This is a genomic window from Clostridium sp. UBA871 (assembly GCF_002295255.1).
GTDB lineage: Bacteria > Bacillota > Clostridia > Clostridiales > Clostridiaceae > Clostridium_J > Clostridium_J sulfidigenes.
The window spans coordinates 220,671-242,911 of sequence record NZ_DBFV01000004.1 but is presented as its reverse complement, the minus strand read 5'-3'; the positions used below and the strand labels follow the sequence as shown (position 1 = coordinate 242,911).

Annotated in this window: 26 protein-coding genes; 1 reads left to right on the top strand and 25 read right to left on the bottom strand. The window is 29.2% G+C overall.

Going from position 1 to position 22,241, the window contains the following annotated elements:
* Window positions 1-116: 116 nt before the first annotated feature.
* From B3086_RS07140 to B3086_RS07095, 10 genes are all read right to left on the bottom strand, one after another.
* Window positions 117-674: a hypothetical protein gene (locus tag B3086_RS07140; RefSeq protein WP_346893107.1), complete on the bottom strand. Its 558-nt coding sequence runs from the start codon at window positions 672-674 to the stop codon at window positions 117-119.
* A 131-nt stretch (window positions 675-805) separates the two neighbouring features.
* Window positions 806-1,276: a GNAT family N-acetyltransferase gene (locus tag B3086_RS07135; protein ID WP_346893105.1), complete on the bottom strand. Its 471-nt coding sequence runs from the start codon at window positions 1,274-1,276 to the stop codon at window positions 806-808.
* Window positions 1,277-1,464: 188 nt separating this feature from the next.
* Window positions 1,465-1,917: a GNAT family N-acetyltransferase gene (locus B3086_RS07130; protein ID WP_346880315.1), complete on the bottom strand. Its 453-nt coding sequence runs from the start codon at window positions 1,915-1,917 to the stop codon at window positions 1,465-1,467.
* 380 nt (window positions 1,918-2,297) lie between these two features.
* A complete protein-coding gene (locus B3086_RS07125) occupies window positions 2,298-2,711 on the bottom strand; it encodes a RidA family protein (RefSeq protein ID WP_346880316.1) in 414 nt (137 codons plus the stop codon).
* 177 nt (window positions 2,712-2,888) lie between these two features.
* Window positions 2,889-3,158: a CD3324 family protein gene (locus B3086_RS07120; RefSeq protein WP_346876724.1), complete on the bottom strand. Its 270-nt coding sequence runs from the start codon at window positions 3,156-3,158 to the stop codon at window positions 2,889-2,891.
* Between the two features lie 531 nt (window positions 3,159-3,689).
* Window positions 3,690-6,092 (bottom strand): heavy metal translocating P-type ATPase, encoded by a 2,403-nt coding sequence (locus B3086_RS07115; protein WP_346893358.1) that lies wholly within the window; start codon window positions 6,090-6,092, stop codon window positions 3,690-3,692.
* A 107-nt stretch (window positions 6,093-6,199) separates the two neighbouring features.
* Complete coding sequence (locus B3086_RS07110) at window positions 6,200-6,568, bottom strand: metalloregulator ArsR/SmtB family transcription factor (protein WP_346880317.1); 369 nt, start codon at window positions 6,566-6,568, stop codon at window positions 6,200-6,202.
* Window positions 6,569-6,875: 307 nt separating this feature from the next.
* On the bottom strand, window positions 6,876-7,787 hold the full coding sequence (locus tag B3086_RS07105; RefSeq protein WP_346880318.1) for a metallophosphoesterase: 912 nt from the start codon (window positions 7,785-7,787) through the stop codon (window positions 6,876-6,878).
* A 102-nt stretch (window positions 7,788-7,889) separates the two neighbouring features.
* The gene (locus B3086_RS07100) at window positions 7,890-8,459 is read right to left on the bottom strand and encodes a hypothetical protein (RefSeq protein ID WP_346880319.1); all 570 of its coding nucleotides are present in this window, start codon (window positions 8,457-8,459) and stop codon (window positions 7,890-7,892) included.
* Window positions 8,460-8,708: 249 nt separating this feature from the next.
* Window positions 8,709-8,999, bottom strand: coding sequence for a cytochrome b5 domain-containing protein (locus B3086_RS07095; RefSeq protein ID WP_346880320.1), 291 nt, complete (start codon window positions 8,997-8,999; stop codon window positions 8,709-8,711).
* A gap of 254 nt (window positions 9,000-9,253) precedes the next feature.
* Here B3086_RS07095 and B3086_RS07090 point away from each other — a divergent pair, with 254 nt between their 5' ends.
* Window positions 9,254-9,601 (top strand): four-helix bundle copper-binding protein, encoded by a 348-nt coding sequence (locus tag B3086_RS07090; RefSeq protein WP_035131464.1) that lies wholly within the window; start codon window positions 9,254-9,256, stop codon window positions 9,599-9,601.
* Window positions 9,602-9,766: 165 nt separating this feature from the next.
* Here B3086_RS07090 and B3086_RS07085 read toward each other — a convergent pair whose 3' ends face one another.
* From B3086_RS07085 to B3086_RS07015, 15 genes are all read right to left on the bottom strand, one after another.
* On the bottom strand, window positions 9,767-10,297 hold the full coding sequence (locus B3086_RS07085; protein ID WP_035131467.1) for a dihydrofolate reductase family protein: 531 nt from the start codon (window positions 10,295-10,297) through the stop codon (window positions 9,767-9,769).
* Between the two features lie 164 nt (window positions 10,298-10,461).
* On the bottom strand, window positions 10,462-10,971 hold the full coding sequence (locus tag B3086_RS07080; protein ID WP_414632275.1) for a shikimate kinase: 510 nt from the start codon (window positions 10,969-10,971) through the stop codon (window positions 10,462-10,464).
* A gap of 84 nt (window positions 10,972-11,055) precedes the next feature.
* Window positions 11,056-11,685 carry a hypothetical protein gene (locus B3086_RS07075; RefSeq protein WP_346880323.1) on the bottom strand — a complete coding sequence of 210 codons (630 nt, stop codon included), beginning with the start codon at window positions 11,683-11,685 and terminating at the stop codon, window positions 11,056-11,058.
* A 119-nt stretch (window positions 11,686-11,804) separates the two neighbouring features.
* The gene (locus B3086_RS07070; RefSeq protein ID WP_346880324.1) at window positions 11,805-13,013 is read right to left on the bottom strand and encodes an SDR family NAD(P)-dependent oxidoreductase; all 1,209 of its coding nucleotides are present in this window, start codon (window positions 13,011-13,013) and stop codon (window positions 11,805-11,807) included.
* Between the two features lie 416 nt (window positions 13,014-13,429).
* A complete protein-coding gene (locus tag B3086_RS07065) occupies window positions 13,430-14,470 on the bottom strand; it encodes a serine hydrolase (RefSeq protein ID WP_346893103.1) in 1,041 nt (346 codons plus the stop codon).
* 402 nt (window positions 14,471-14,872) lie between these two features.
* Window positions 14,873-15,535 (bottom strand): Type 1 glutamine amidotransferase-like domain-containing protein, encoded by a 663-nt coding sequence (locus tag B3086_RS07060; RefSeq protein WP_346880326.1) that lies wholly within the window; start codon window positions 15,533-15,535, stop codon window positions 14,873-14,875.
* 219 nt (window positions 15,536-15,754) lie between these two features.
* Window positions 15,755-16,597 carry a class I SAM-dependent methyltransferase gene (locus tag B3086_RS07055; RefSeq protein WP_346876734.1) on the bottom strand — a complete coding sequence of 281 codons (843 nt, stop codon included), beginning with the start codon at window positions 16,595-16,597 and terminating at the stop codon, window positions 15,755-15,757.
* 151 nt (window positions 16,598-16,748) lie between these two features.
* Window positions 16,749-17,669 (bottom strand): phosphotransferase enzyme family protein, encoded by a 921-nt coding sequence (locus B3086_RS07050; protein ID WP_346893101.1) that lies wholly within the window; start codon window positions 17,667-17,669, stop codon window positions 16,749-16,751.
* 104 nt (window positions 17,670-17,773) lie between these two features.
* Window positions 17,774-18,628: a hypothetical protein gene (locus B3086_RS07045; protein ID WP_346893099.1), complete on the bottom strand. Its 855-nt coding sequence runs from the start codon at window positions 18,626-18,628 to the stop codon at window positions 17,774-17,776.
* Window positions 18,629-18,756: 128 nt separating this feature from the next.
* The gene (locus B3086_RS07040) at window positions 18,757-19,503 is read right to left on the bottom strand and encodes a GNAT family N-acetyltransferase (RefSeq protein ID WP_346893097.1); all 747 of its coding nucleotides are present in this window, start codon (window positions 19,501-19,503) and stop codon (window positions 18,757-18,759) included.
* Between the two features lie 74 nt (window positions 19,504-19,577).
* Window positions 19,578-20,189: a GNAT family protein gene (locus tag B3086_RS07035; RefSeq protein ID WP_346893095.1), complete on the bottom strand. Its 612-nt coding sequence runs from the start codon at window positions 20,187-20,189 to the stop codon at window positions 19,578-19,580.
* A gap of 13 nt (window positions 20,190-20,202) precedes the next feature.
* Complete coding sequence (locus B3086_RS07030; RefSeq protein WP_346846863.1) at window positions 20,203-20,703, bottom strand: GNAT family N-acetyltransferase; 501 nt, start codon at window positions 20,701-20,703, stop codon at window positions 20,203-20,205.
* 188 nt (window positions 20,704-20,891) lie between these two features.
* On the bottom strand, window positions 20,892-21,101 hold the full coding sequence (locus B3086_RS07025) for a hypothetical protein (RefSeq protein WP_346846862.1): 210 nt from the start codon (window positions 21,099-21,101) through the stop codon (window positions 20,892-20,894).
* An 11-nt stretch (window positions 21,102-21,112) separates the two neighbouring features.
* Window positions 21,113-21,637, bottom strand: coding sequence for a hypothetical protein (locus tag B3086_RS07020; RefSeq protein WP_346846861.1), 525 nt, complete (start codon window positions 21,635-21,637; stop codon window positions 21,113-21,115).
* A 59-nt stretch (window positions 21,638-21,696) separates the two neighbouring features.
* Window positions 21,697-22,125 (bottom strand): GNAT family N-acetyltransferase, encoded by a 429-nt coding sequence (locus B3086_RS07015; RefSeq protein WP_346893092.1) that lies wholly within the window; start codon window positions 22,123-22,125, stop codon window positions 21,697-21,699.
* Window positions 22,126-22,241 lie beyond the last annotated feature (116 nt).

Below are 22,241 nucleotides of genomic sequence, written 5' to 3'. Positions count from 1 at the left end.
ACAATTGTAAACTTATTATAACATAATTACAATAATATGTATGACTATATATTAAAAAGCACCTCCTTTAAGAGATGCTTTAATTCAGTATCTATTAAAATTATTCATTAATATTGTTATGATATAGCCATACTTATAACTTCTAATTCCCATTGACCATTTTTATAGACCGCTTTATATTTTGGGAAAACTGCTCCTAAGTTGCCAAACCAGGAAGTAGATTCAACCACAGCTTTATTATTCTTAAATTGCTCTACTTTAATTGAAAGCATTGTTCCATTTAAAGTTCTTGACATCATGCCATTGTCATCAAATTCAAAAAGTGATTTATCATCTTTAACATCTTCATACCAATATACATTTTCTGTTAGACTTTTAAGTCCTTCAAGTACATCTTCCTTTGCCTTTTCTTCTATAAGTCCGTCTAATGTGTCTTTTTGTACAGCAATGAAGCCGTTTCCTCCATTCTCTATTTGAAAGGCTGCACTCATAACTGCAACATACAATTTAACCCGTTTAACCTCTTCTTCAGTGTACTGATTATTATCATTCTGTATTGGGTTAGTAGTCTCCTTATAAATAGAAATATTTGTCTTTGTATGTGATACATATATAGCTACGGCTATAGCTCCAATAATGCATAGAGCTAAAATTCCTATAATAATTTTTTTCATTGATTTGACCCCTTTCATATATCTAATATTTAAACTTATACCATAAATAAATATAAAATATATACGAATTTAAAAGGTCACTAGTTCTCAATAGGTTACAATATAACTTCAAATCTTTTCTTCCACGTTATTTATATTATTTTTTTCATCTTAATAAACTCAAACTCTCCACCATTTGTTTTTTGCATATATTTCTCTACAAACTGGAAGCCTATGTTCTCATATACTTTTATTGCTCGCTTATTAAATGAGGCAACTGCCAACATAATATAATCTTTCTTATACTCAAATTCTTTTATCCCAAAGTTAATACCAGCAACTACAAATTCAGCCCCGATCCCTCTTCCAGTTAATTCAGGCTTTAGACCAAACCCTATCCACAGAATACCACATTCAAAGTAGTATGAGTAATAAGCAATTAACTCACATTCATCATTAAGAACTGCGAAATAATGTCCTTCCCAATTAGCTTCATTAAGAAATTCTTTTAAATCTTCTTCGTCAGCTATCATGTCATAGAATGAATATACTCCATTATATTTCCAATTATATGCAATCTCATTTGCATATTCTTTATTCATAGGAATAAAAACATAATTCAAAATATCCCCTCCTCCTTTGCAAATTGTTATATATTGTCTTAAAACGGTTAATTTGTAGTTTTAACACTACAAACTTATTGTAACATAATTACAATAAAGTGTTTGTTTATATATAAAAAGCACCTCATTAAAGAGATGCTTAAGAATCAAATATAATTACCGTTTCTGTATAAAAGCATAATAAATAACTATTTTAAAATCCATTCATATATGCACTCTTGTCGTTCTCCCTCTAGATACAGTTCATTATATGGTGGCAAATCTACTATCTCTTTAAGTTTAAGTCCTGCTTTTTCGCAGGTTTTTCGAGATGGGTAGTTCTCTGGATTGCAAGTTATTATAAGTCTATTCATTCCATGTGCAATGGCTACATATTTGATAATTTTACAAGCCTTTGAAGCATAATTATTTCCCCTATAGTTTTCTTCAACTCTATAACCAATATGACCACCATAATATAAATTTTCATTATACCCAATTCGTATATCAATAGCACCTATACTATCATCTGAATCATGTAGCGTAATTCTATATTTATATGCAGGTACATAACCTTTTTCCTCATTAGCTGGAGTTTTTTCAACAATTTTTAAATCAATCTCGCCATCAGTTAAGTAATCAAAATCTTTGAACTCAAACATCTATATTCCTCCTTTATTTTAATCAATTTTAGCCTTATGTATTATAAGATTATTAATGTTCCAATAATCAAAATTTCCATTTTTAACTCCAATCACTATAAAATAAGTTCATATTTTTGTACAATAGATACTTATATTTGATTTTATATCCTATATTGTAACATATTTTACAACATATATTAATATATTATAAAAGAACAATTATATAAGAACTCACGGTTGGTATGTCTCTTGGTTATCATATTATTTATTTCAAATGCGACGTAAAAAACACTGTAAAATTCAAATTTGAATAATACAGTGTTTTAATGAATCGCTCGTCTTTTCAGTTGTTACGTTAAATAAGAATGGTGTAAATTAGTTCACCTCTATCACTTCAATCATTTTGAATTATTTTCTACTGCTGCTACTGCTTCAATTTCTACCAATTGATTTGTATATCCTAATACTGTAACTCCAAATAAGGTGCTTGGAACATCATGATCACCAAACTCTTTTATTATTTTTTCCCATGCAGTTACCAAATCTGACTGATTTTGAGATGCTACAAGAACTCTGGTATATACAACGTCTTCCAAAGTGGCCCTACAGTCCTTCAGTGCTTCCTTCAAATTCTCTACACAAAGTTTTGCCTGAAGCTCATAATCACTCAAATTAGGTACTTCTCCATCTCTATTAATGGGACATGCACCCGCCAAAAATAATAAGTCCATTCCTGAAGGTATACGTCCAGCATAAGCATAATCTACTGGAGCTAAATTTGTAGAATGAATTAATGATATTTTTTTATTCATTTTGACTCTCTCCTTTTGTTCTAATATATACGAGAATAATTAAAAATTCATTTTTAAAATGAATTTTATGTTCAATATCATTTTAAAGCTTCTATATTTTTTATGAAAGATAATAATCGTTTCTATATCATCTTTTATACAAAAGCTACCACACATTACAAGAGTGGTAGCTTTTTACTAGTTATCTTTTTTATATACAATTTTCTTAATACTACTATGTGAAAGGAAGAATTCTTCAGCAAGATTGCTAATTGATTGCCCACCTATATATTGGTTTAATATCTTTGCATTTCTAGCTTTTATATAATCTCGGCTTTTAGATTTTTCACCCCATCTTTTTCTCTTTTCAGGAGGGGAAGGGACATATATATATTCACCTTGAATATACTTTTGAATTTCTTTAACTAAATCATCTGGTAATATTCTATCAATTCTTACATATTTCATAAAGCTCACTTCCTTAAATTTATTATTTAATTAAGGAAACAAAGCCTGTATATGTATGAATTTATTTATGAAAAGCGACTAAAATCTATCTCTGTGCAAATTGTCGCCCAAACTCATACTTACAGACTTTGCACAGAGTATTTTAAGCATTTTTCTATCCATGAGATTAATATTCATGATATCACACTCCCTATTTATATTAAGTCAATTATATTATTTATTAAGACGATACGCAATTTTTTACTAATTTAACTTAATTAATGGTAATTATATTATTATATCATATTTACGCTGCCTTATATGGTTATTTTTGTAACAAAAATCAAATATCTTACTTCTTAACACTGTATTATTCAATTCTCAAAGAACATAATTTATTGTCTAGTTCGCATTTTCTACAAATTGCATAATATATTTGAATTACAAAACAAAAATACCGCATATTCATATTGAATAATACGGTATTTTACATACGTTATTTAATTAAATATTTGTTACGCTATTTAAGAATATTGAGATCTAAGAATTAATTTATTGCGCTGTTTTCATTGCTCTCATAGAGTTTAATACTGCAATTAGTGTTACACCTACATCACCAAATACAGCCTCCCACATAGTTCCTAATCCAAGAGCTACAAGTACTAATATTATTGCTTTAATACCTAAAGCAAAGACAATATTTTGCATAACTATTGCTCTTGTTTTCTTAGCTATTTTTATTGCAGATGCAATCTTTGAAGGTTCATCAGTCATTATTACAACGTCAGCAGCTTCTATTGCTGCATCTGAACCGACACCACCCATAGCTATCCCAATATTTGCTCTTGCTAAAACTGGAGCATCATTTATTCCATCACCAACAAATATTAACTTGCCTTTAGAGGATTTTTCTTTATCTAATGCTTCTACTTTTTCAACCTTTTGATCTGGTAATAACTCTGAATATACTTCATCTAACCCTAATTGCTTGGCAACTTTAGTTCCAACAACTTTATTATCTCCTGTAAGCATAACAGTTTTTCTAACACCAATTTCTTTTAAAGCTTTAATTGCCTTAGCTGAATCTTCTTTCACTTCATCTGAGATAACTATATATCCTGCATACTCTTTATTAACAGCAACATGCACTACAGTACCTATTGTTTCAACTTGTGCATAGGATATATTTTCTTTACTCATTAACTTGTAATTACCTGCTAAAACTTCTTTACCTAAAACAGTAGCTTTTATACCATGTCCTGAAATCTCTTCATAATTTTCAATTGATTCATTATCTATTTCCTTACTATATGCTTTAACAATAGAAGTTGCTATTGGATGATTAGAAAAGCTCTCAGCAAAGGCTGCATAAGTGATAAGTTCGTCCCTTGATACATTGCCTTGAGGTTGTATTTCTGTCACCTTAAATACACCCTTAGTTAATGTTCCAGTTTTATCAAATACTACAACTTCTACATTATTTAATGCCTCAAGATAGTTTCCACCTTTAACAAGTATTCCATTTTTTGAAGCTCCACCTATACCACCAAAGAAACCAAGAGGAATAGATACAACTAAAGCACATGGGCAAGATACTACTAAAAAGGCTAATGCTCTATATATCCACTCTGAGAAGGTAGCTCCACTTATAAATAGTGGTGGTAATATAGCTAATGCTAATGCAGAGAAAACCACAGCAGGTGTATAATATCTTGCAAATTTTGTTATAAAGTTTTCTGTGGGAGCTTTTTTACTACTTGCATTTTGAACTAAATCAAGTATCTTAGCAATAGTAGAATCTCCAAATTCTTTTTCTACTTCTATAGTTAATAGTCCATTTTTATTAATAACTCCGCCTAGTACAGCATCTCCTATTTCTACCTCTCTAGGAACTGATTCACCAGTAAGTGCAGAAGTATCTACCATAGAAATTCCTTCAATTACTTTACCATCTAGAGGAACCTTTTCCCCAGGTCTTACAACTATAATGTCACCTATATTAACCTCTTCTGGTGATACCTTTTTAATATCACTACCAATTTTTAAGTTCGCAAAATCTGGTCTTATATCCATTAATTCTGCTATGGATTTTCTTGAGCGATTTACAGCCATACCTTGGAATATTTCACCTAATTGATAGAATAGCATAACTGCTACACCTTCTGGGAACTCACCAATAGCAAAAGCTCCTATAGTAGCTATACTCATAAGGAAGTTTTCATCAAAAATTTGACCTCCTCTAATATTTTTCAATGCTCTTAACACAACTTCTCCACCAACAAGGAGATAACTAACTAAAAACAATGATAACTCAACATAAAAATTAAATTTAAAAGCTGTAGCAATGGCAAAAATTGCTGCGCCAACTCCAAGTCTTACAAATTCCTTTTTGCTATTTTCATGCTCATGATCATGATTATGAGCATGGGATCTTTGCTTTCTGTTCTGATTTCCTTCTTCAACATATACTTTTACATCAGGTTCAATCGTTTTAACAATTTGTTTAACCAATTCAACAATGTTATCTTTATCGCTATTGTTTTCCACTTCTAGAATAAGTTTTTGAGCTACAAAATCAACTACAGCACTACTAACATTAGTAATATTTTGAGATTCTTTTTCAATTTTTGATGCACAATTTGCACAGCATAACCCTTCAAGAATTATCACTAATTTGTTTGACTTTCCTACAGACTTTTCTTTGACTTTTACATGTGATTCTATTTTGTTTATTGACTCTATAGATGAAGCAACTAATTCATTAACTCTACTTATTTCTTCTAACTCCATAGTTAAAGTTTTAGTGATAAAATTTACTGATGCATTGGCAATTCCATCAATACTATTTAGTTTTGTCTCTATTTTTGATGCACAATGTGCGCAGTCTAACCCTTCCAAAATGAATTGCTTTCTTACTTTTCCAGGGTTTTTCTTTGTCGTTGTTCTCAATTCCATAATAGTATTTGATTTATTATTTGATTGAGATTTTATTTGTAATGACTTATCTTCTTTAACGTCAGGTTTTAAAACTTTATTACTCATTCCCATGCCCCCTAAATTCCTTATTTCTCATATAAATGTTCTAATCCTTGATCAAATATCCCCTTAACATGATCATCATCCAAGGAATAGTATACAACCTTACCTTCTTTTCTATTCTTTACCAACCTAGTCTGTTTAAGAACTCTCAACTGATGGGATATTGCTGATTGGTTCATTCCAAGTAGTGCCGCAATATCACAAACACACATTTCTGCTTGGAATAATGCACAAATAATTTTTATTCTTGTACTATCTCCAAAAACCTTAAATAAATCTGCTAATTCATATAAATCTTCTTCATCTGGAATAGTTTCCTTTACTCTCTTAATCACATCTTCATGGATAGTATTACAATTACAGGTACTAATTGTTTCATTTTCGTTATTCATTTATATATCACCTCATTAGAATGTATGCACACATGTTCATATGTTTATATATTCAGTATATGTATCTTTTTCATATTTGTCAAATATTTTTATTATAATTTTAAAAATATTTTTCAAAATAAAAGTGGCTGTATATTTATGTTATATGAAAGATTTCTAATACAGCATTATTCAATTTATAAAGATCATATTTTACTAATTGATTTGCATTATCTGCAAATTCAATAATATATCAAATTGAGAAATAAAAAAACTACCGTAAAATTCAATTTTGAATAATACGGTAGTTTAGGGAATCATAAAAGTACTATATATCCTTTAATGAAGATACTCTTGGTAGTATAGAACGACCATTCCACCTATCACCAATGCCCAAGTCTTTTGGGATGACATTTTGGTAGTTTCCATTGATACCTTGTATATGTATGCCCCCATCTTTGTTAATTGTAACAATGGCATATAGCCCCTCATTATATAATACTAAGTCTTTTATAAAGGGGTAATCTTCATGTATTTCCTTTGAGTAAGAGAAATGCTCATATTCAGGCCCAACCCATATATATGACATAGCATTAAGACCAAAGTAATATGTTTGTCCTATTTTTTCAAGAGAATCTCCATGGTCATGACCATTTACGGATAAAAGCACCTTTTTTCCTGTATCATTTACTCTGTTTATCAAATCTCTAACTTCACCCTTGTTATATACTCCTCTTTTAGCAAATTTATTTTCAAAACTATGGTGTGAAAAAATAATGTAATACTCACTATCATCATTGAACTGCTCTGCCAGCCAATTAAATTCATAATCTGGAAGAATTGGATATATGTCCTTTGACTTATCATAGTTTCTCTTACAATAGGGTATATATCCATTATCAGTTTTTATAAAACATGTATCTAATACAATGAACTTAATCTTATCCATTTTAAATGAATAGTAACTATTGTCCATTTTTAAAAACTTCATAACTTCTTCTCTTGGGAATGAATCAGAATCATGATTTCCAATGGTATGATAATAAGGCTTCCCTATACTATCAAGGATATCAAGTAAAAATCGATTTTCTTCTTTAGGCATACAAAAATCCCCAAGTTGAATAACAAAATCCATATCTAAACTTTTTACATTGGTAATGAAGTTTTCAAGTCTTTCATAACCATCATGGATATGATCATAATGTAAATCAGTAAATACTGCAAATTTAACGCTATCCATCAATATATCCTCCTTCATACCTCAATATAGAGTTATGTGATAATCGCCAGGTGAAATTCCTTGCAATTATTCATTTACAGTTACTATACTTTCAATGTGTAGTTAAAATTTATATTTAAAATATTCTCTAATGAAGTTAGCCATAGGATTTTCTTCATCTTCATCTCCTATGTAGTCTAAATCCGAATCATAAAAATATAAATAAGCTATACTTTTTTTATCTTCAGACACTCCAATCATTCCAAAAGATTTAGGGAATTCCGTATTTGAAGTATCATTTTCGTCTACAACTCTAAAATCATAGCTTTTCAAAGAAAACTCATATTCTGGAATATAATATTTACTTTCATCAAAACTAGACTTGATTTTTTTATCTAAAAAAGTATATTGCTCGTCTATTTTCTTCTTTTCACTCTCAAAAGTATTGTCATCATATTTTACAATTAATGCAACAGAGTCAGATTCAAAAATCAATAGGGATTTATGTGTATATCTATATTTGATATCCTCATATTTAGGCAAGTCATCTAGCTCTGGCATAATATCTTTCGCATTTGAATCTATTGTTTTCCCAGTATTGAGATAATTATCAATTTTTGAACTTGAATTACTACAACCAGTAATACAAAGAATAAAAGCAATTATCATAACAATTAAATATTTTTTTCTCATTTAAAATCACCTCTCTAAAAATAAATAGTCCTGAATTCTTAAAATGTCATTTGCTAAATTTTAGTTCCTAAAACTTACAATTGCTTACCTACTGCATAAAGGTAGCCAATTTACCCCATGACTATCAGTTTCTAATACTCCTATCTCCTTCAAAGTGGAGCAAAGAACCCATTTATTATAACATAATTAGTATAAATTGTATATTAAAGCAAAAATGGCCTTGATTTTTAATCAAAGCCATTAAATAATTTATTTCTTAAGTACCCCAACTTTAGGTAATTTATTAAGTTTAGTCATTGTATGACAAGACTTAAATTCACTTGTTAAATCTTGACCTGCAGTATTACCAAAGTGTTTTCCACCTGCCCACTCTGCTACTTTGCTCACATCATATACTATACCTTCAATTGCCACATAGGTAGGTTTTCCGTTACTTCCATCATACTGTGCTAACTCTTCTAATGTAAATTCTTTCTGTTGTCTATAGTAATTATGCCCTATAAGTTCTTCAATGGTTTTTAAATCAAAATAAAGTGCCATATATACCTCTAAAATATTTATATATATAGCATATGATTATACTTGAGAAGTTGTTCAATTAATTGCTTTTTAAATATATTGATCAATAGATTGAAACCTAACCATCTAATATACCTTTATTTCTTATTTATCTAATGAAACAGCTGTAGACATTTATTTATGGGAATCATTTCTACAAACAATATTTGAATAATAATTAGCCTATTACAAATAATAAATTTTGTACTATAAAACTATTTTAGGAGGACTATATAATGGGAATAGTAACTAATTCAACAGACAAATTTCAACCATGTATTGATGAATGTAACAAATGTGCACAGGCATGTCATGAGTGCTTTACAGCATGTTTAAACGAGCCTGATGTTGCAGCAAGAAAGAAATGTATAAGCATTCTTACTGAATGTGCATGTATGTGCCAAATGTCATCAGCAATGATGTCTATGAATGGCCAATTTACAAAAGAACACTGTCAACTTTGTGCTACTGTTTGTGATAAATGTGCTCAAGAATGTGAAATGTTTAAAGATGACCATTGTCAAAAATGTGCTCAAGAATGTAAAAAATGTGCTACTGAATGTAAAAACATGGCTAGTATGTAATAACCTATAATATAGAAGCCAATAGTGTTATACTACTGGCTTTTGTACTATTTTAAATTACCTTTAGTGTAAAAGGCTAATTAGTACTATACTAATTACACTTCTTAACTCCATCTTACAAATAGTACATCATTTAAGAAAATTGTGAACTAAATATTAATTGTTTTATTTCATCTCGTAATGGAGTTCAACAAATTGATTGAATCTCCTTATCCCCTTTAACTTTAGTTCTAACTCAAAATCATTTTTTTTAAATAAAGGTATTCCATGACCTATTAGTGTAGGTGATATAGTAATAATAAATTCGTCAACTAACCTTTCTTTAATAAAAGAATTTAGAAGAACACCACCGCCAACAAGCCATATGTTTCCTCCATCCAGTCTTTTTATTTTATTTGTAAATTCCACTACATCTTGATTAATAAATTCTACATTTTCATTCTTACCTTTTTCTGATTTAGAAAATACATAACACTTTTTATTCTTGTAAGGAAATTTACCTTTTTCTTTTTCAATTATCCAGTCATAAGTTCTTTTACCAATTAGAATAGTATCAACTGTATTGTAGAATTCAGAATATCCATTATCTCCTTCGCCTTCAGTTTTAAACAACCATTCCAAGGAATCATCTTCTGTCGCTATGTAACCATCTAAACTTGTTGCAATATATAGAACTAGTTTTCTATTGTTGTACATCTATAAACCTCCATATTATAAAATTCAATCTAATTTTAAAACACAATTAGTGAACAATATTCTACAATTATTCATTTGAAAAATCAACCTATTAATATCTCACATGACTTATAAGCAATATCAGAAGAATACGAATTAAAGTTTATAGTTATGCTAATCAGATATTACAGCTCAAATTGCTCTTTTATTATCTGTGCAACAATTTCCGCCGAAAGATTTGTATTGTCGATTTTTATATAGTTATCATAAGGAATCTCACCATCATTACTTACACAACGATACTTGTTATCATCATTTATAAGCCTTTGATTTGACAGTTCTATATCTCGTTTTGAGATTTTATTTTTCAGACGATTTTCAGTAGCATTTCTTTCTAATCTGATTGCTTGAGGAGCAACAAGCTCCACATAACATATATCTGCATTATATTTTCTGAAAATATCACAAACATATTCAACATAATCCCAATCAGATTGCTGATTAAATGCCCACATATATGTGAAAATTAATCCATAGTGTTCGGATTTTGCAAACTCTTCAAAAATAACTTCTCTCATGCCAGAGATAGCTTTTCCATTAAAATATCCGAATATCTCCAGTACAGGTTCAATCATCATATGATTATGGAATAAACGTAAATCCGTAATTTTAGCTAGTTCTTGCCCCACTGTCATTTTGCCAACAGCACTGTCTCCGATTATAAGTACTAATTTCAAAATATCACCTCTTTTATCAAATATAAATAATCTTTTTTCATCCTATTTTACTTCTGTTCCACCCCATTCAATAACGGTAAATCCCTTTCTTTCAAAAGATTTAATTTCTTGTTCTTCTATTTCTATAGGTTTATCTAATGATTTAAAGAGCATCATTACCCTTAATATCGAATCTGGCTTTGGAGTTATATTAAGCTTAGCTAGATTTTCATACTCTTCCCCTGCAAAAGTAATCAAGTTGTATTTATTCTCTTGCATAATTGGTAACCAATACACTATAAATTCGTTATATTCCCTTGGAGTTAATCCCATGTATTCAAGCTTTTCTTGCAGAAATTCTTCAGTATCTTCTCCTTTTACTACAAACCCTTTTGACATATCCCATTGATTTTGTGAAATCCCTTCCCAATATAAATAAGAATACTTCCTCTTATCTCCAATATTAGTTAATGTACCATCAGGCTCTGCTATTACATTCCAACCATCTTTGTATTCTGGATAAGTACAAGTAAGCTCTCCATTATAATCTAGTTTAACGCTAACTGATTGCTCTGAAGTTGGATACAAATAAATTACAGGTTTCTTAGTCATATCTTTATTTGTACAACCTGTAAATGTTATTAAAATAAGAGATAGTAATATAATAAGAAATTTTGCTTTATTTGTTTTCATATTAACCCCCTAAAAACTTTTTTAATTATATTATTATTAATCTTTAAGATATGGTAAGAATATGTCATTACACCAACGTTCCATTGATTTCTCAATCATGGCTGATTATAAATTTCTATTCAGCTTTCATTATTAAGTAAAATATCACAAATAGTTTTTAAATCCTCAATATAATGCAAAAGTGTTATAGAATATTCTTTGAGTTTTTCAGGGTTTTTTTCATATCCTTGTAGCAATGTATATTGTCGCTTATAATATTCCATCAATTTTTGAAAATTAGATGAATAGGTGCTTATCTCTTGAATCTTTTTATTAATAACAACGTATTCAATGTGTTGCATAATTTCAAGAAACTGGTCAGCAGAATATCCTACTGTTTTCTTAAAGTCACGCAATACCCATTGACGTTCAAAAACATTTCTTTTCATCCAACCATAATATTGTTCTTTATAAACTTTTACCACATTCAGAACAGTTGGAATAATGTTTTGATAATCATTACTTTTTGTGTTTTCACTACTATCTAATTTTTGTAGTAAGCCAGAATCAGACAAAACCTGTATAGCACCAATTTCTTGACCGTTATATCTATCAGCCATTAAAATTGATATAGCAAATCCAGTGCCAGCCTCTTCAACTCCAAGTATGTGATCTTCATTCATTTCATAAAATTCTTCTGTTGTTATTCCCATATGAGATGACACAAGCTCTATTCCCTTCATTGCCGTTTCTGTTTTAACAAGTCCTGGACCGATAGTATATACTTTTATATTTGTACTTTCCAATTCTCCATATAGTGTATTAGACAACTCCACTTGTGTTGTTTTAAATACTTCATATGCTCCCATAAAAGGTGCTGCACCAGATGATGAAACAAAAACAATTGTTCCAGAATTTTTTTGTTTCATCAGTGGTAAAACTAATTGTGTTAATAGTAATGGGGCTTTGAAATTAACGGCATAACTCTTATCCCATACATCAATAGAAACTTCTTCTACTGTTCCCATAGCAGCTATGGTCGCATTATTAAATAAAACATCTATGCGTCCATATTTATCTTTCACATGAGAAACTAGAGCATATATCTGATTTTCATTAGATAAATCAATTTCATAAAATTCTACAGAGTTTTTACCAAATATACTATCTAAAGTGCTTTGTGCGCATAATACTTTTCGTTTATCGATTTCGGCCACAATAACCTTTGCTCCCATATAAACCAATGCTTTTGCAGTTTCAAAACCTATCCCACCCCCTGCACCAGTTAAAAGTATAACTTTACCTTCCAATTTATTCTTAAAGGATATATTCTTTTCTATAAACATCATAATCTCCTTCTTTATAATTGTTAGCCAATTTCATTTTTGGTTTTAAATACTTATCTTTATAATAAGAAAGAAACTTAACTCGACTTCATATTATGTTTACCAATGAGTCCATATTTTAATACAATCAAATCCAAATAGCATTCATTCTCGTGGATTTGATACATAATCCAGCCAACCTTATTGCCCGTTTCGATATCAGAGATTATATAGTTTTCCTTACGTGATAAAAGTTCGAATCGTTCTTTCCATTCGTCTTCAGACGTATTGTTTTCAGCAAAATATAGTTCATACTCCTCATTCGTAAATAAAGAACGTATAAATTCAATATCACTCACCGTAGTTACACTAAATATAATACACATTAACTTCCCCCTCATAAAATATAAATAATTTTCACCTTAGTTTACATATACGATTTAAACCCCTATCGTTATATCTTCAAATACCTTAAATGCCATATAACTACCTGCATCACGATTGCATAAAACAGTACACACACTTTTGTTTTGTGGATAATAAGCACTTCTGAAAGAGACTCCAGGGTCGCCACCCATAACATGAATTTTTATAACCATGTTATTACATGTATCTAACCATACACCATATCCATAGGCACTACCATTTTCTCCAGTTTTTATTTGTGGAGTACACATAGCTTGTACATTCTGAACCGATAGCAGTTTTCCATTTATAAAAGCATCCCAGAATAAATACATATCACTTGCAGTAGTATATGCCCCTCCATCTCCACCGCCAATGATAGGCATGGAATAAATATTAGACTTTAAGCCTCCCTTTCCATTATCTGTATAACCAATTGCAGTATCACATGGAAGATTGTCCATCGAAAAATAACCGCTATTACTCATTCCACATATGTCAAAAATGTATTTCTGGATAAAAAGTGAAAAATCCACTCCTGAAACTTTTTCTATAATCATAGAAAGTATTACAAATCCACCGTTATTATATTTGAAGCGAGAACCAGGTTCAAACTCCATTTTTTTATTTTTAAGCAATCTCAAAAAATCACTTGGTGATTTCATGACATACATCGGAATATTTCCCCATACCTTAGCATAGTAAACATCAGATTCATTTTCTTCTTCATCAAAATAGTCGCTAAATCCTGATGTATGGGTAAGTAGATGGCGAATTGTCACCGAATTATCCATATATGGGAAAAAGTTCGGCAAACAATCTGTAACCGAATCATCTAATGACAATTTTCCCATTTCAATTAATTTTAATATGGCAATAGCGGTAAAAATCTTACATCCAGATGCTGTTGGAAATCTCGTATTTATATGATTTTTAATGTGTTCACTTATATTAGCTTCACCCATAGCTTCTTGTATAATTTTTTTTCCACTAATCGAGAGGAATATGACTCCAGAAAAGTCAGGGTTCTTGTTTAATATTTGTGATTTAATAATATGAGCATCCAATATTTTCACACTCCACTTCAAATTTTACAATTATATTCATAATATTTTACAACTCAACCTCACCTATCCATATATAAATTTTACCATTGAATTTATACCATGACAAACAATTTATGTTAATATAAATATTTCCTAATAATGTATCATCCAGTTTAAAAATAAGGATTTTCAATTTTATTAGTTCTGAAGGTACTTGAATTGTGAAATGAAAAATACCGTAAAATCCATTTCTGAATAATACGGCATTTAGAAAAATTATTCGATTTTATATTTTAGTTGTTAAATATAAATATTGTGCAAGAAACTTATTATAGATTATGCTTATACTGTACGCGACCATGACCTTGACTGTTGCAGAAGTTTTGCATAAAGAAATTAATTTAGTTAAACCATCATAGCCACTCACCACAACTAAAGCGTCTCATCTAACTTTTGAATCTTTGAGTGAGAAATTAAATATACATTGCCTAAAATGTCGATTTTGTTTCCTTTTACACGTACAGCACAATCTTTGTTCGACGCGTAAATATTCATTTTTTCTGATAATGGAGATAATTCGCTTTGAATTTGTGCAATGTTATTTTCAAGATCAAAATGAGACAGCACAGAAAAATCGTCAAGACCGATACCGTTGTAAATAGAACTTCTGTCACATTCATAGCCAGTATATTTCGAGCATACCCATTTAGCGGACATGTTTATCGCACCCGCACTTGTTCCCATCACAACTGCTTTGCCTTTTTTAATTAAATCCGATAATTGATATTCAATCAAAAGGGCATTTTGTTCAACAGTATTTCCACCTAACAAGAAAATGACCGAAGCATTTTGAATTAATTTTTGGGCCTCTTCCTTCTGTACGCTATAATCAATTAAATGATATTCATCAAATATAATGTTGGCCTGGTCAAGCCACGAACGTTCAGTAGCACCAACTTCCTTATCTTCATGAAGAAATGGATTGGCGCTAATCATAACAAGCATTTTTCTATCAGTTATATCCTCATACAATAACTTGACCAGTTTTTCAAGAAAAACATCGTTAAACCAACCTAAATAATAGTGAGTTTTCATAAGTACCTCCGTATTAAAGTTTATATAATATAAACCATTTGTTATTCGCATTACAATACAATTATAACACATTTTGTAAATACCGCATTATTCAATTTTTAAAGATCAATATGTCTTAATTAGTTCGCACTATCCACAAATTGTAACGTAACTAATATATAACTAATTTTATGCTTTTACATATTACTGAATAATACGGTATCTAAATTTTTTAAGAATTTATAATTTTTCACCAAAGGCATATAAAACAGACTTTGTATGTGGTATGCCTCCTGCTTCTTTCATTTCTCTAAGTTTTTCAAAAACTTCTGATTTAAAGTCTTCAAGCATATCTTTTGGTATCTTTTCTAGTGTGCTTATAGCACCATGAGTCCAAAGTTTATCCCACCATTCTTGTTCATCTTTGTATATAAAAACTTTTTCTTCACTTATAACTCGTATATTTTTAAATCCAGCTTGATTCAAAATTTTATATAAACCTTCTTCTGTATCAAATTCAGGGATATCCTCTGATTGATACTCATCTAATTCATCTTCAAATACAGGTAAATATTTATCAAATAATTCATTTAGCCACATAAATTTTTCATCTTTTTTTCTAAGAAATGTAGTTAATGAGAATCGACCACCACTTTTTAGAACTCTCATGAATTCATGAAAGGCAACTTTATAATTTGGTAAGAAGAATACTCCAAATCCACAGAGTATATGCTGAAAAGTTTCATTTGCAAATTCTAATTTTTCAGCATCCATTACCATTGCATGTACATTTTTTACACCTCGGCGTTGCATTTCTAAATCAATTTCATTAACCATTCCTTCAGCTATATCAATACCTGTAACAACTCCACTCTTTCCAACTTTCTCTGCTGCTGAAAAAAGTGAAGCTCCTTTTCCTGATGCAACATCTAAAACTCTTTCGCCTTCCTTTACATCTGCAAATTCAACCAATCTCTCTCCAAAGTATGTAAAGTATCTTGGACCACTACCATCAAAAACTGCTGATACCTTATTAAATATATTAGTTATATCTTTTTTTATTTCTATACTTTTGTCTTCCATAAATTTCTCTCCTACCAAATAAGTTAATCAATTATTTTTTAATACTAAATATAATGAACTCATACTATATGTTAACCCAATATATTCAAGCTTTTCTTGCAGAAATTCTTCAGTATCTTCTCCTTTTACCACAAACCCTTTTATATAATTATTAATCTTTAAGATATGGTAAAAATATATCATTACACCAACGTTCCATTGATTTCTCAATCCATGGCTGATTATAAATTTTTTCATGTTGACAGATGATAAATAATAGTACCTGTAAGCTTAAACATGTTTGAATAGCTTTTTCATCAACCTTTATACTGCAATAGGATTCATAACCCTTCAAAATTTCTTTATTTAACTTGTCATTATTGATATGACTGAATATTGATGCTAAATCCATTTCTGGAAGACAATATCCTGATAATGAGAAATCAGTTGGAACTATTGCTTCATTACATAAAAGGAGATTTGATTTTCCAAGATCAGCATGAACAAAAGAAAATCTATTTTTATCTTTATCCATCTTCATCTTAATTTTTAATAAAGTATCTATAATAATTGCCCCATGCTCCTTATCATAATGCTTAGCTACTATTGCATACCTGGCCTCTTCCAATAATTTATCAATCATTTCTGCTCCATATATATATCTATTTTCTATCTTTACCTTACTCATAGATTTATGAACACTACCAATCATCCTTCCTAGCCTCAAGGCTAATTCATTGGTAATTTCCACATTTTCTAAAGTCTTACCCTTTATCCATTCCAAAGCAGTAACCAGACTTCCATCCCTTAAAGTGGTAATAGGTTCTCCACTTTTGTTTCTAAATACTTTTTGTGTCCCTAATTGAGAAGTGTTTTCCAGATAAGTAAGTACTTCCATTTCACTTTCTACAAACTTATTCTGTGCAACTCCAAGACGCAAAAAATCCACTGAAAAACCCTTTGATGGTTTATGTATCCTGAGAACAAATTGTCCATTATCATCAGTAATACAATATGTCATATTTTCATTATGACGCACAAATCTTGATGTGGGATTTACAAAATTGTATTTTTCTATTGCTTCTTCAATCATAATTTTTTCTCCTGAATATTCAGTATTTAAGGACGTTAATTATTTTTTAATTGGTTAATGATGTATGAATATTGCTAATCTTTATTAAATAATAATTTAGTAAACTAAAGTATACATCTATAGCATCTATATCTTTCTTTAATTTCAAAACCTGCATTCAACACAAAATTTAGTTCGTCACTATTATCTTCATCAACAAAATATAATATTTCTTTTACGGAACCAAATTCATTATATAATTCCATGAGCATTTCATTGATTAAAATACTTTCAATACCTTTATTTTTATATTCATTATCAATAAATAAACCAACAACGTCTGATAAGTCTTTGTTACCCTTAGTAAAAATGCTTCCATGAATCTCTTCGTCTTTTCTAAAGACAAGTACTTGAAAATAATCCATATCATTTTTCAAATTTGTGCTATTGTAATAAATACCTAATGGAATAGCATGTTTATCATGAAATATAGCATATTCTTCAAAATTATCTTTAGTAATTTTATCTACGTTATCATGCCTTTGATTCCAATGAGTTTTTAAATTATATAAGTTTGCCACAATACTAGATTCGATACATTCTATATTCTTTTTCTTAAAATATTGGTTTGCATTTTCGTTAGAAAATGGTACACCTATAAATAGCTTATATCCAGACAATTCCTTACTTATGTAATGAATCATTTCTTCTGCAACTTGTTGATAATCGTCTCTTATTAAAAACTGTAGTGTTTGTGCATATTTTTCATCAGGTATCCAAAAATAAGTGCATACGCCCCATAATACATCATTTTGATAATAGGCTATTATATTACGATTCTTCTCATTTAGAGTCTTTTCAAGTTCTCCTTTAAGCTCCTCTATTGAGTTTATCCTTGGATAACTTGCATGTATATTGTCCTGACTTAATTCCCATATAAAATCAATTACTTCCTCAGATGTATAAACGTTTTTTATCATTTTTATCCCCCATTATTAATTATTTTGAAATCCTATTTAAATATATTTATTAATCTAAACTCTAATTTCCTATTAAAATGTCACATAAAAAATTGAGGTGTAAATTGCTTGTTACTTCACTTGTAATATTAATATAATAGTTTCACTAATTCATTATAAGATGAACTACCATCAAGTATATTCTTATATGTGCTTATCCAGTAAGGTATCAACCCAGCTCTATGAGCTACTGCTTGTGAGGCAATATTAGATGATGATGCACAGTATATGGGTAAAATGTTTTTGCTTAATATTTTATGCATTAAATGATTTACAAGTACTGTAGCCAAACCACCTGTTCTATAATTACCTTTTACATCCATACCCATTTCCCACATATTATTGTATTCCTTAGATGCACCAGCAAGTCCTATGATTTCTCCATCCTTCATAGCAAAAAATACAATTGCAGTAGATGCATTTCCACATTCATCAAACTCTAATGAATTATTAAATCCTTTAATTTCTCTTAATTTATTTATCTCATTTCCTTCTAAATAGAAATATTTGTATTGTGGTAATAAATCACATAACTTCATTTCTTTCATATCAGGAATATAATAAATTGATTGACCATATATTAAAGGGCATTCAAATACCTCATCTCTTGATTTCCCAACTAATAAAGTCTTCACATTTTCCATAATTTCATCTGAAGCTGATACAATAATTGTTTTTTCAATGCTCGTAATTTCCAAAAATGGATTTTGTTGAAATTCATTTAATTTAATTGGTTTATGAAAAATTAATCCGTTATGATCAAAGATTTCTTGTTCACAATTTAAGTGTTCTCCAAGATTTTCTTTCACAATTTTTTTAATTTGCATCTTATTCATTTATCCATCTCCTAAGTTTTATCTATCCATGTATTATTTAATAATCTTATTTATATTAGAAACAAAAACTGATACTACTCAACTATTGGATTTAATAAAACCATATGCAAATGGTCCTCCCATTTCCCATTTATCTTTTGATATTTTTCAGATAAACCTTCGTTTTTGAAGTTAAGTTTTTCTAAAACTTTTAATGAAGATATATTTTTAGGCATTACTGTAGCTTCAATACGATGAAGTTTATATTCATCAAACATAACAGCTATTCCTTTCTTTAATACCTCTGTTATGTATCCTTTATTTGCTTCACTACAATCAATGCTATAACCTACATAACATGATAAGAAAAACCCTTTAGTTATATTACTAAAACAAATTGTTCCAATTATCCTTTCATATCCTATATCTTCTTTTTTAAAAATCCATAGTCTTAATTGTTTACCATCAATTATTTCAATTAATTCCTGTTCAACTGCATTTTTACGATTTTCTAATTTATAAAAATTCTCACTTCTTAATGGATCAAACTCTCTCATATATTCTCTATTTCTATTAAAATATTCTAATACTAGTTCAGCAAATGAACCATCTATAACTTTTAAAATAAGCCTTTCTGTTTCATATACTTGATATATAGTAATCCCCCTTATTTTTTTGCATACTCCATAGATTCTTATGGTTTTCATAGTTATCTTTGGGTTAAATATTAATAATTTTCAAATTTTTCAACATAGATATATTCTGATTTTTTTCATCTATAACTTCATATTCTAAACTTTTATATAGTGAATAAGCAGGTTTATTGTATTTAAAAACATTGAGTAATATTTTATTAAACCCCTTTTCTATTGCTTCTTTTTCAAGCATAAGCAAGGTCTGTTTTCCATAACCTTGTTTACGGTACTTTTCAAGTATTAAAAAATCGCAAATGAACCCTATATCTTCCTTATACTTTTGATACCAGATAAATCCCAAACTTTCATTGTCCTTATTTACAATCACATAAATATAATTATCTTTTGTTCCCTTTCCTTGTGGGAGCAATTCATTAAAACTTTTTTTTGCATCCTCAAGTGCATTTTCTTCACTAGATAGACCCGCCTTTATTAAATCTTTGGAATAATTTAAAATATCCCACTGAGCAAATCTATCAAATTCAGCATCACTCATTTCTCTAAATTGTATATTGAAGTCTTCCATGTTCTTCCTCCTTAAGTATAGCTTTAATTATACTAATTATAACATGATTTACAATATATTAAATTTATATTTCAAATAATAAAAAATTCAATAAAATTACAGAGCAAAAATACCGCATATCTAATGTGAATAATACGGTATCATAAATAAACTATTTAATTATATATTTGTCTTTTCATTAAAATCTCCTAATATGAAAATGTCTGCAGTAGTAGTAGTCCCAAAATCACTACTCCTGCTATACCAGAAAATCTATAGAAAAAAACTTTAGGATCATCCTTATCTAATTCTTGTAGAATAAACATAACTCTAATTGTGTTCATAATTTTCAAAGGTTTTATAATTATAAATATACTTATTACTATCAATATAATACAAAGAATTTGCTCAAATAACATAAATATACCACCTATAATTTTCCAAGCATATAAAATGTGGTGAAGATCATTAAAGCAATAGCAAGTACAATTCCTACAATAATATTCCACATTAAATCTTCACTGGCTGTTTTAGATTTCTTTGCTATATAAATACAAATATAATTTGTTATAAATACTACTACTAAAACAACTAACGCAAATGGTAAAAACTCATTAAAGCTAAATAATAATTTTGTACCCATTTCATTCATTAATCTTATTTGCATAAATCCATTGAATCCTATTAAAACAGTCAATATATAATAACCTATTATAGTTGTAATTCTCTTTTTTCTAATGAAGTCTCTGCCTTTTTCTTTGTATGCATTATATAACTTTGGGTTTACTAGTACTAAATACTTATCATAGTATTCTGCTTTAAAAGTAAATAATATAGCCAATGCAAATAACATTATTGCTAATATTAGTAAAGTTATGCCTGGTCCTATGGTGCAGTACAATAAAGATATAATTAATAGTAGTAATATAAAAATGCTAACTTGCTTTACACTCATTTAAATCCATCCCTCTCGATTTTCAAGTCTATTCTTTCACTTTTTTTATCCCCATTGTATTATACGGTCTGCTTACTTAAATAATCTTGTTTAGTTAATTCAACAATTTCATCTGAAACTCTTTTAAACCCTACTTTATTAAACACTTTATCTGCTGATATTCTGGATTTTGGAAAATCATCGAATACCTTATCTGCTCCTAACTCATTGAATGCAACATCAACTAATAATCTTAATGCTTGTTCACTAAATCCATTGCCCCTATGTCTTGCTTCGACTAATATATTAACACAGTAAGACTTTTTTTCACTGACATATCTTAGAGCGACCTCTCCAACAGGTATATTTTCATCAATCTTAATAATATATGCATAATATCTTTCTGGAATATTATCAACCCATCGGAAAAACCAGTCTCTCCAAGTATTTTCTTTAAAATCTATACATCCTGTTCCATCAATGTCTCCATATCCTATATTGTAAGTCATTGTTTATCTATCTGATAAAAGTTTCCTTCTATAATCTAACTCTTCAAACTTAGGTATCTTTAATTCCACTTTGTTATTTTCCATTTATGCTCCCCCATATTAGATAAATTAGTGTA

What these genes read in the sequence shown, in the direction of transcription:
- B3086_RS07045 (WP_346893099.1), bottom strand. Translation starts at nt 18,628, where the DNA reads ATGATAAAAAACGTTTATACATCTGAGGAAGTAATTGATTTTATATGG.
- B3086_RS07130 (WP_346880315.1), bottom strand. Translation starts at nt 1,917, where the DNA reads ATGTTTGAGTTCAAAGATTTTGATTACTTAACTGATGGCGAGATTGAT.
- B3086_RS07105 (WP_346880318.1), bottom strand. Translation starts at nt 7,787, where the DNA reads ATGGATAGCGTTAAATTTGCAGTATTTACTGATTTACATTATGATCAT.
- B3086_RS07020 (WP_346846861.1), bottom strand. Translation starts at nt 21,637, where the DNA reads ATGAGTGTAAAGCAAGTTAGCATTTTTATATTACTACTATTAATTATA.
- B3086_RS07080 (WP_414632275.1), bottom strand. Translation starts at nt 10,971, where the DNA reads ATGACAGTGGGGCAAGAACTAGCTAAAATTACGGATTTACGTTTATTC.
- B3086_RS07110 (WP_346880317.1), bottom strand. Translation starts at nt 6,568, where the DNA reads ATGAATAACGAAAATGAAACAATTAGTACCTGTAATTGTAATACTATC.
- B3086_RS07060 (WP_346880326.1), bottom strand. Translation starts at nt 15,535, where the DNA reads ATGAAAACTCACTATTATTTAGGTTGGTTTAACGATGTTTTTCTTGAA.
- B3086_RS07100 (WP_346880319.1), bottom strand. Translation starts at nt 8,459, where the DNA reads ATGAGAAAAAAATATTTAATTGTTATGATAATTGCTTTTATTCTTTGT.
- B3086_RS07055 (WP_346876734.1), bottom strand. Translation starts at nt 16,597, where the DNA reads ATGGAAGACAAAAGTATAGAAATAAAAAAAGATATAACTAATATATTT.
- B3086_RS07015 (WP_346893092.1), bottom strand. Translation starts at nt 22,125, where the DNA reads ATGACTTACAATATAGGATATGGAGACATTGATGGAACAGGATGTATA.
- B3086_RS07050 (WP_346893101.1), bottom strand. Translation starts at nt 17,669, where the DNA reads ATGATTGAAGAAGCAATAGAAAAATACAATTTTGTAAATCCCACATCA.
- B3086_RS07140 (WP_346893107.1), bottom strand. Translation starts at nt 674, where the DNA reads ATGAAAAAAATTATTATAGGAATTTTAGCTCTATGCATTATTGGAGCT.
- B3086_RS07040 (WP_346893097.1), bottom strand. Translation starts at nt 19,503, where the DNA reads ATGAATAAGATGCAAATTAAAAAAATTGTGAAAGAAAATCTTGGAGAA.
- B3086_RS07035 (WP_346893095.1), bottom strand. Translation starts at nt 20,189, where the DNA reads ATGAAAACCATAAGAATCTATGGAGTATGCAAAAAAATAAGGGGGATT.
- B3086_RS07120 (WP_346876724.1), bottom strand. Translation starts at nt 3,158, where the DNA reads ATGAAATATGTAAGAATTGATAGAATATTACCAGATGATTTAGTTAAA.
- B3086_RS07075 (WP_346880323.1), bottom strand. Translation starts at nt 11,685, where the DNA reads ATGAAAACAAATAAAGCAAAATTTCTTATTATATTACTATCTCTTATT.
- B3086_RS07070 (WP_346880324.1), bottom strand. Translation starts at nt 13,013, where the DNA reads ATGATGTTTATAGAAAAGAATATATCCTTTAAGAATAAATTGGAAGGT.
- B3086_RS07085 (WP_035131467.1), bottom strand. Translation starts at nt 10,297, where the DNA reads ATGTACAACAATAGAAAACTAGTTCTATATATTGCAACAAGTTTAGAT.
- B3086_RS07115 (WP_346893358.1), bottom strand. Translation starts at nt 6,092, where the DNA reads ATGGAATTGAGAACAACGACAAAGAAAAACCCTGGAAAAGTAAGAAAG.
- B3086_RS07030 (WP_346846863.1), bottom strand. Translation starts at nt 20,703, where the DNA reads ATGGAAGACTTCAATATACAATTTAGAGAAATGAGTGATGCTGAATTT.
- B3086_RS07025 (WP_346846862.1), bottom strand. Translation starts at nt 21,101, where the DNA reads ATGTTATTTGAGCAAATTCTTTGTATTATATTGATAGTAATAAGTATA.
- B3086_RS07125 (WP_346880316.1), bottom strand. Translation starts at nt 2,711, where the DNA reads ATGAATAAAAAAATATCATTAATTCATTCTACAAATTTAGCTCCAGTA.
- B3086_RS07095 (WP_346880320.1), bottom strand. Translation starts at nt 8,999, where the DNA reads ATGGCACTTTATTTTGATTTAAAAACCATTGAAGAACTTATAGGGCAT.
- B3086_RS07090 (WP_035131464.1), top strand. Translation starts at nt 9,254, where the DNA reads ATGGGAATAGTAACTAATTCAACAGACAAATTTCAACCATGTATTGAT.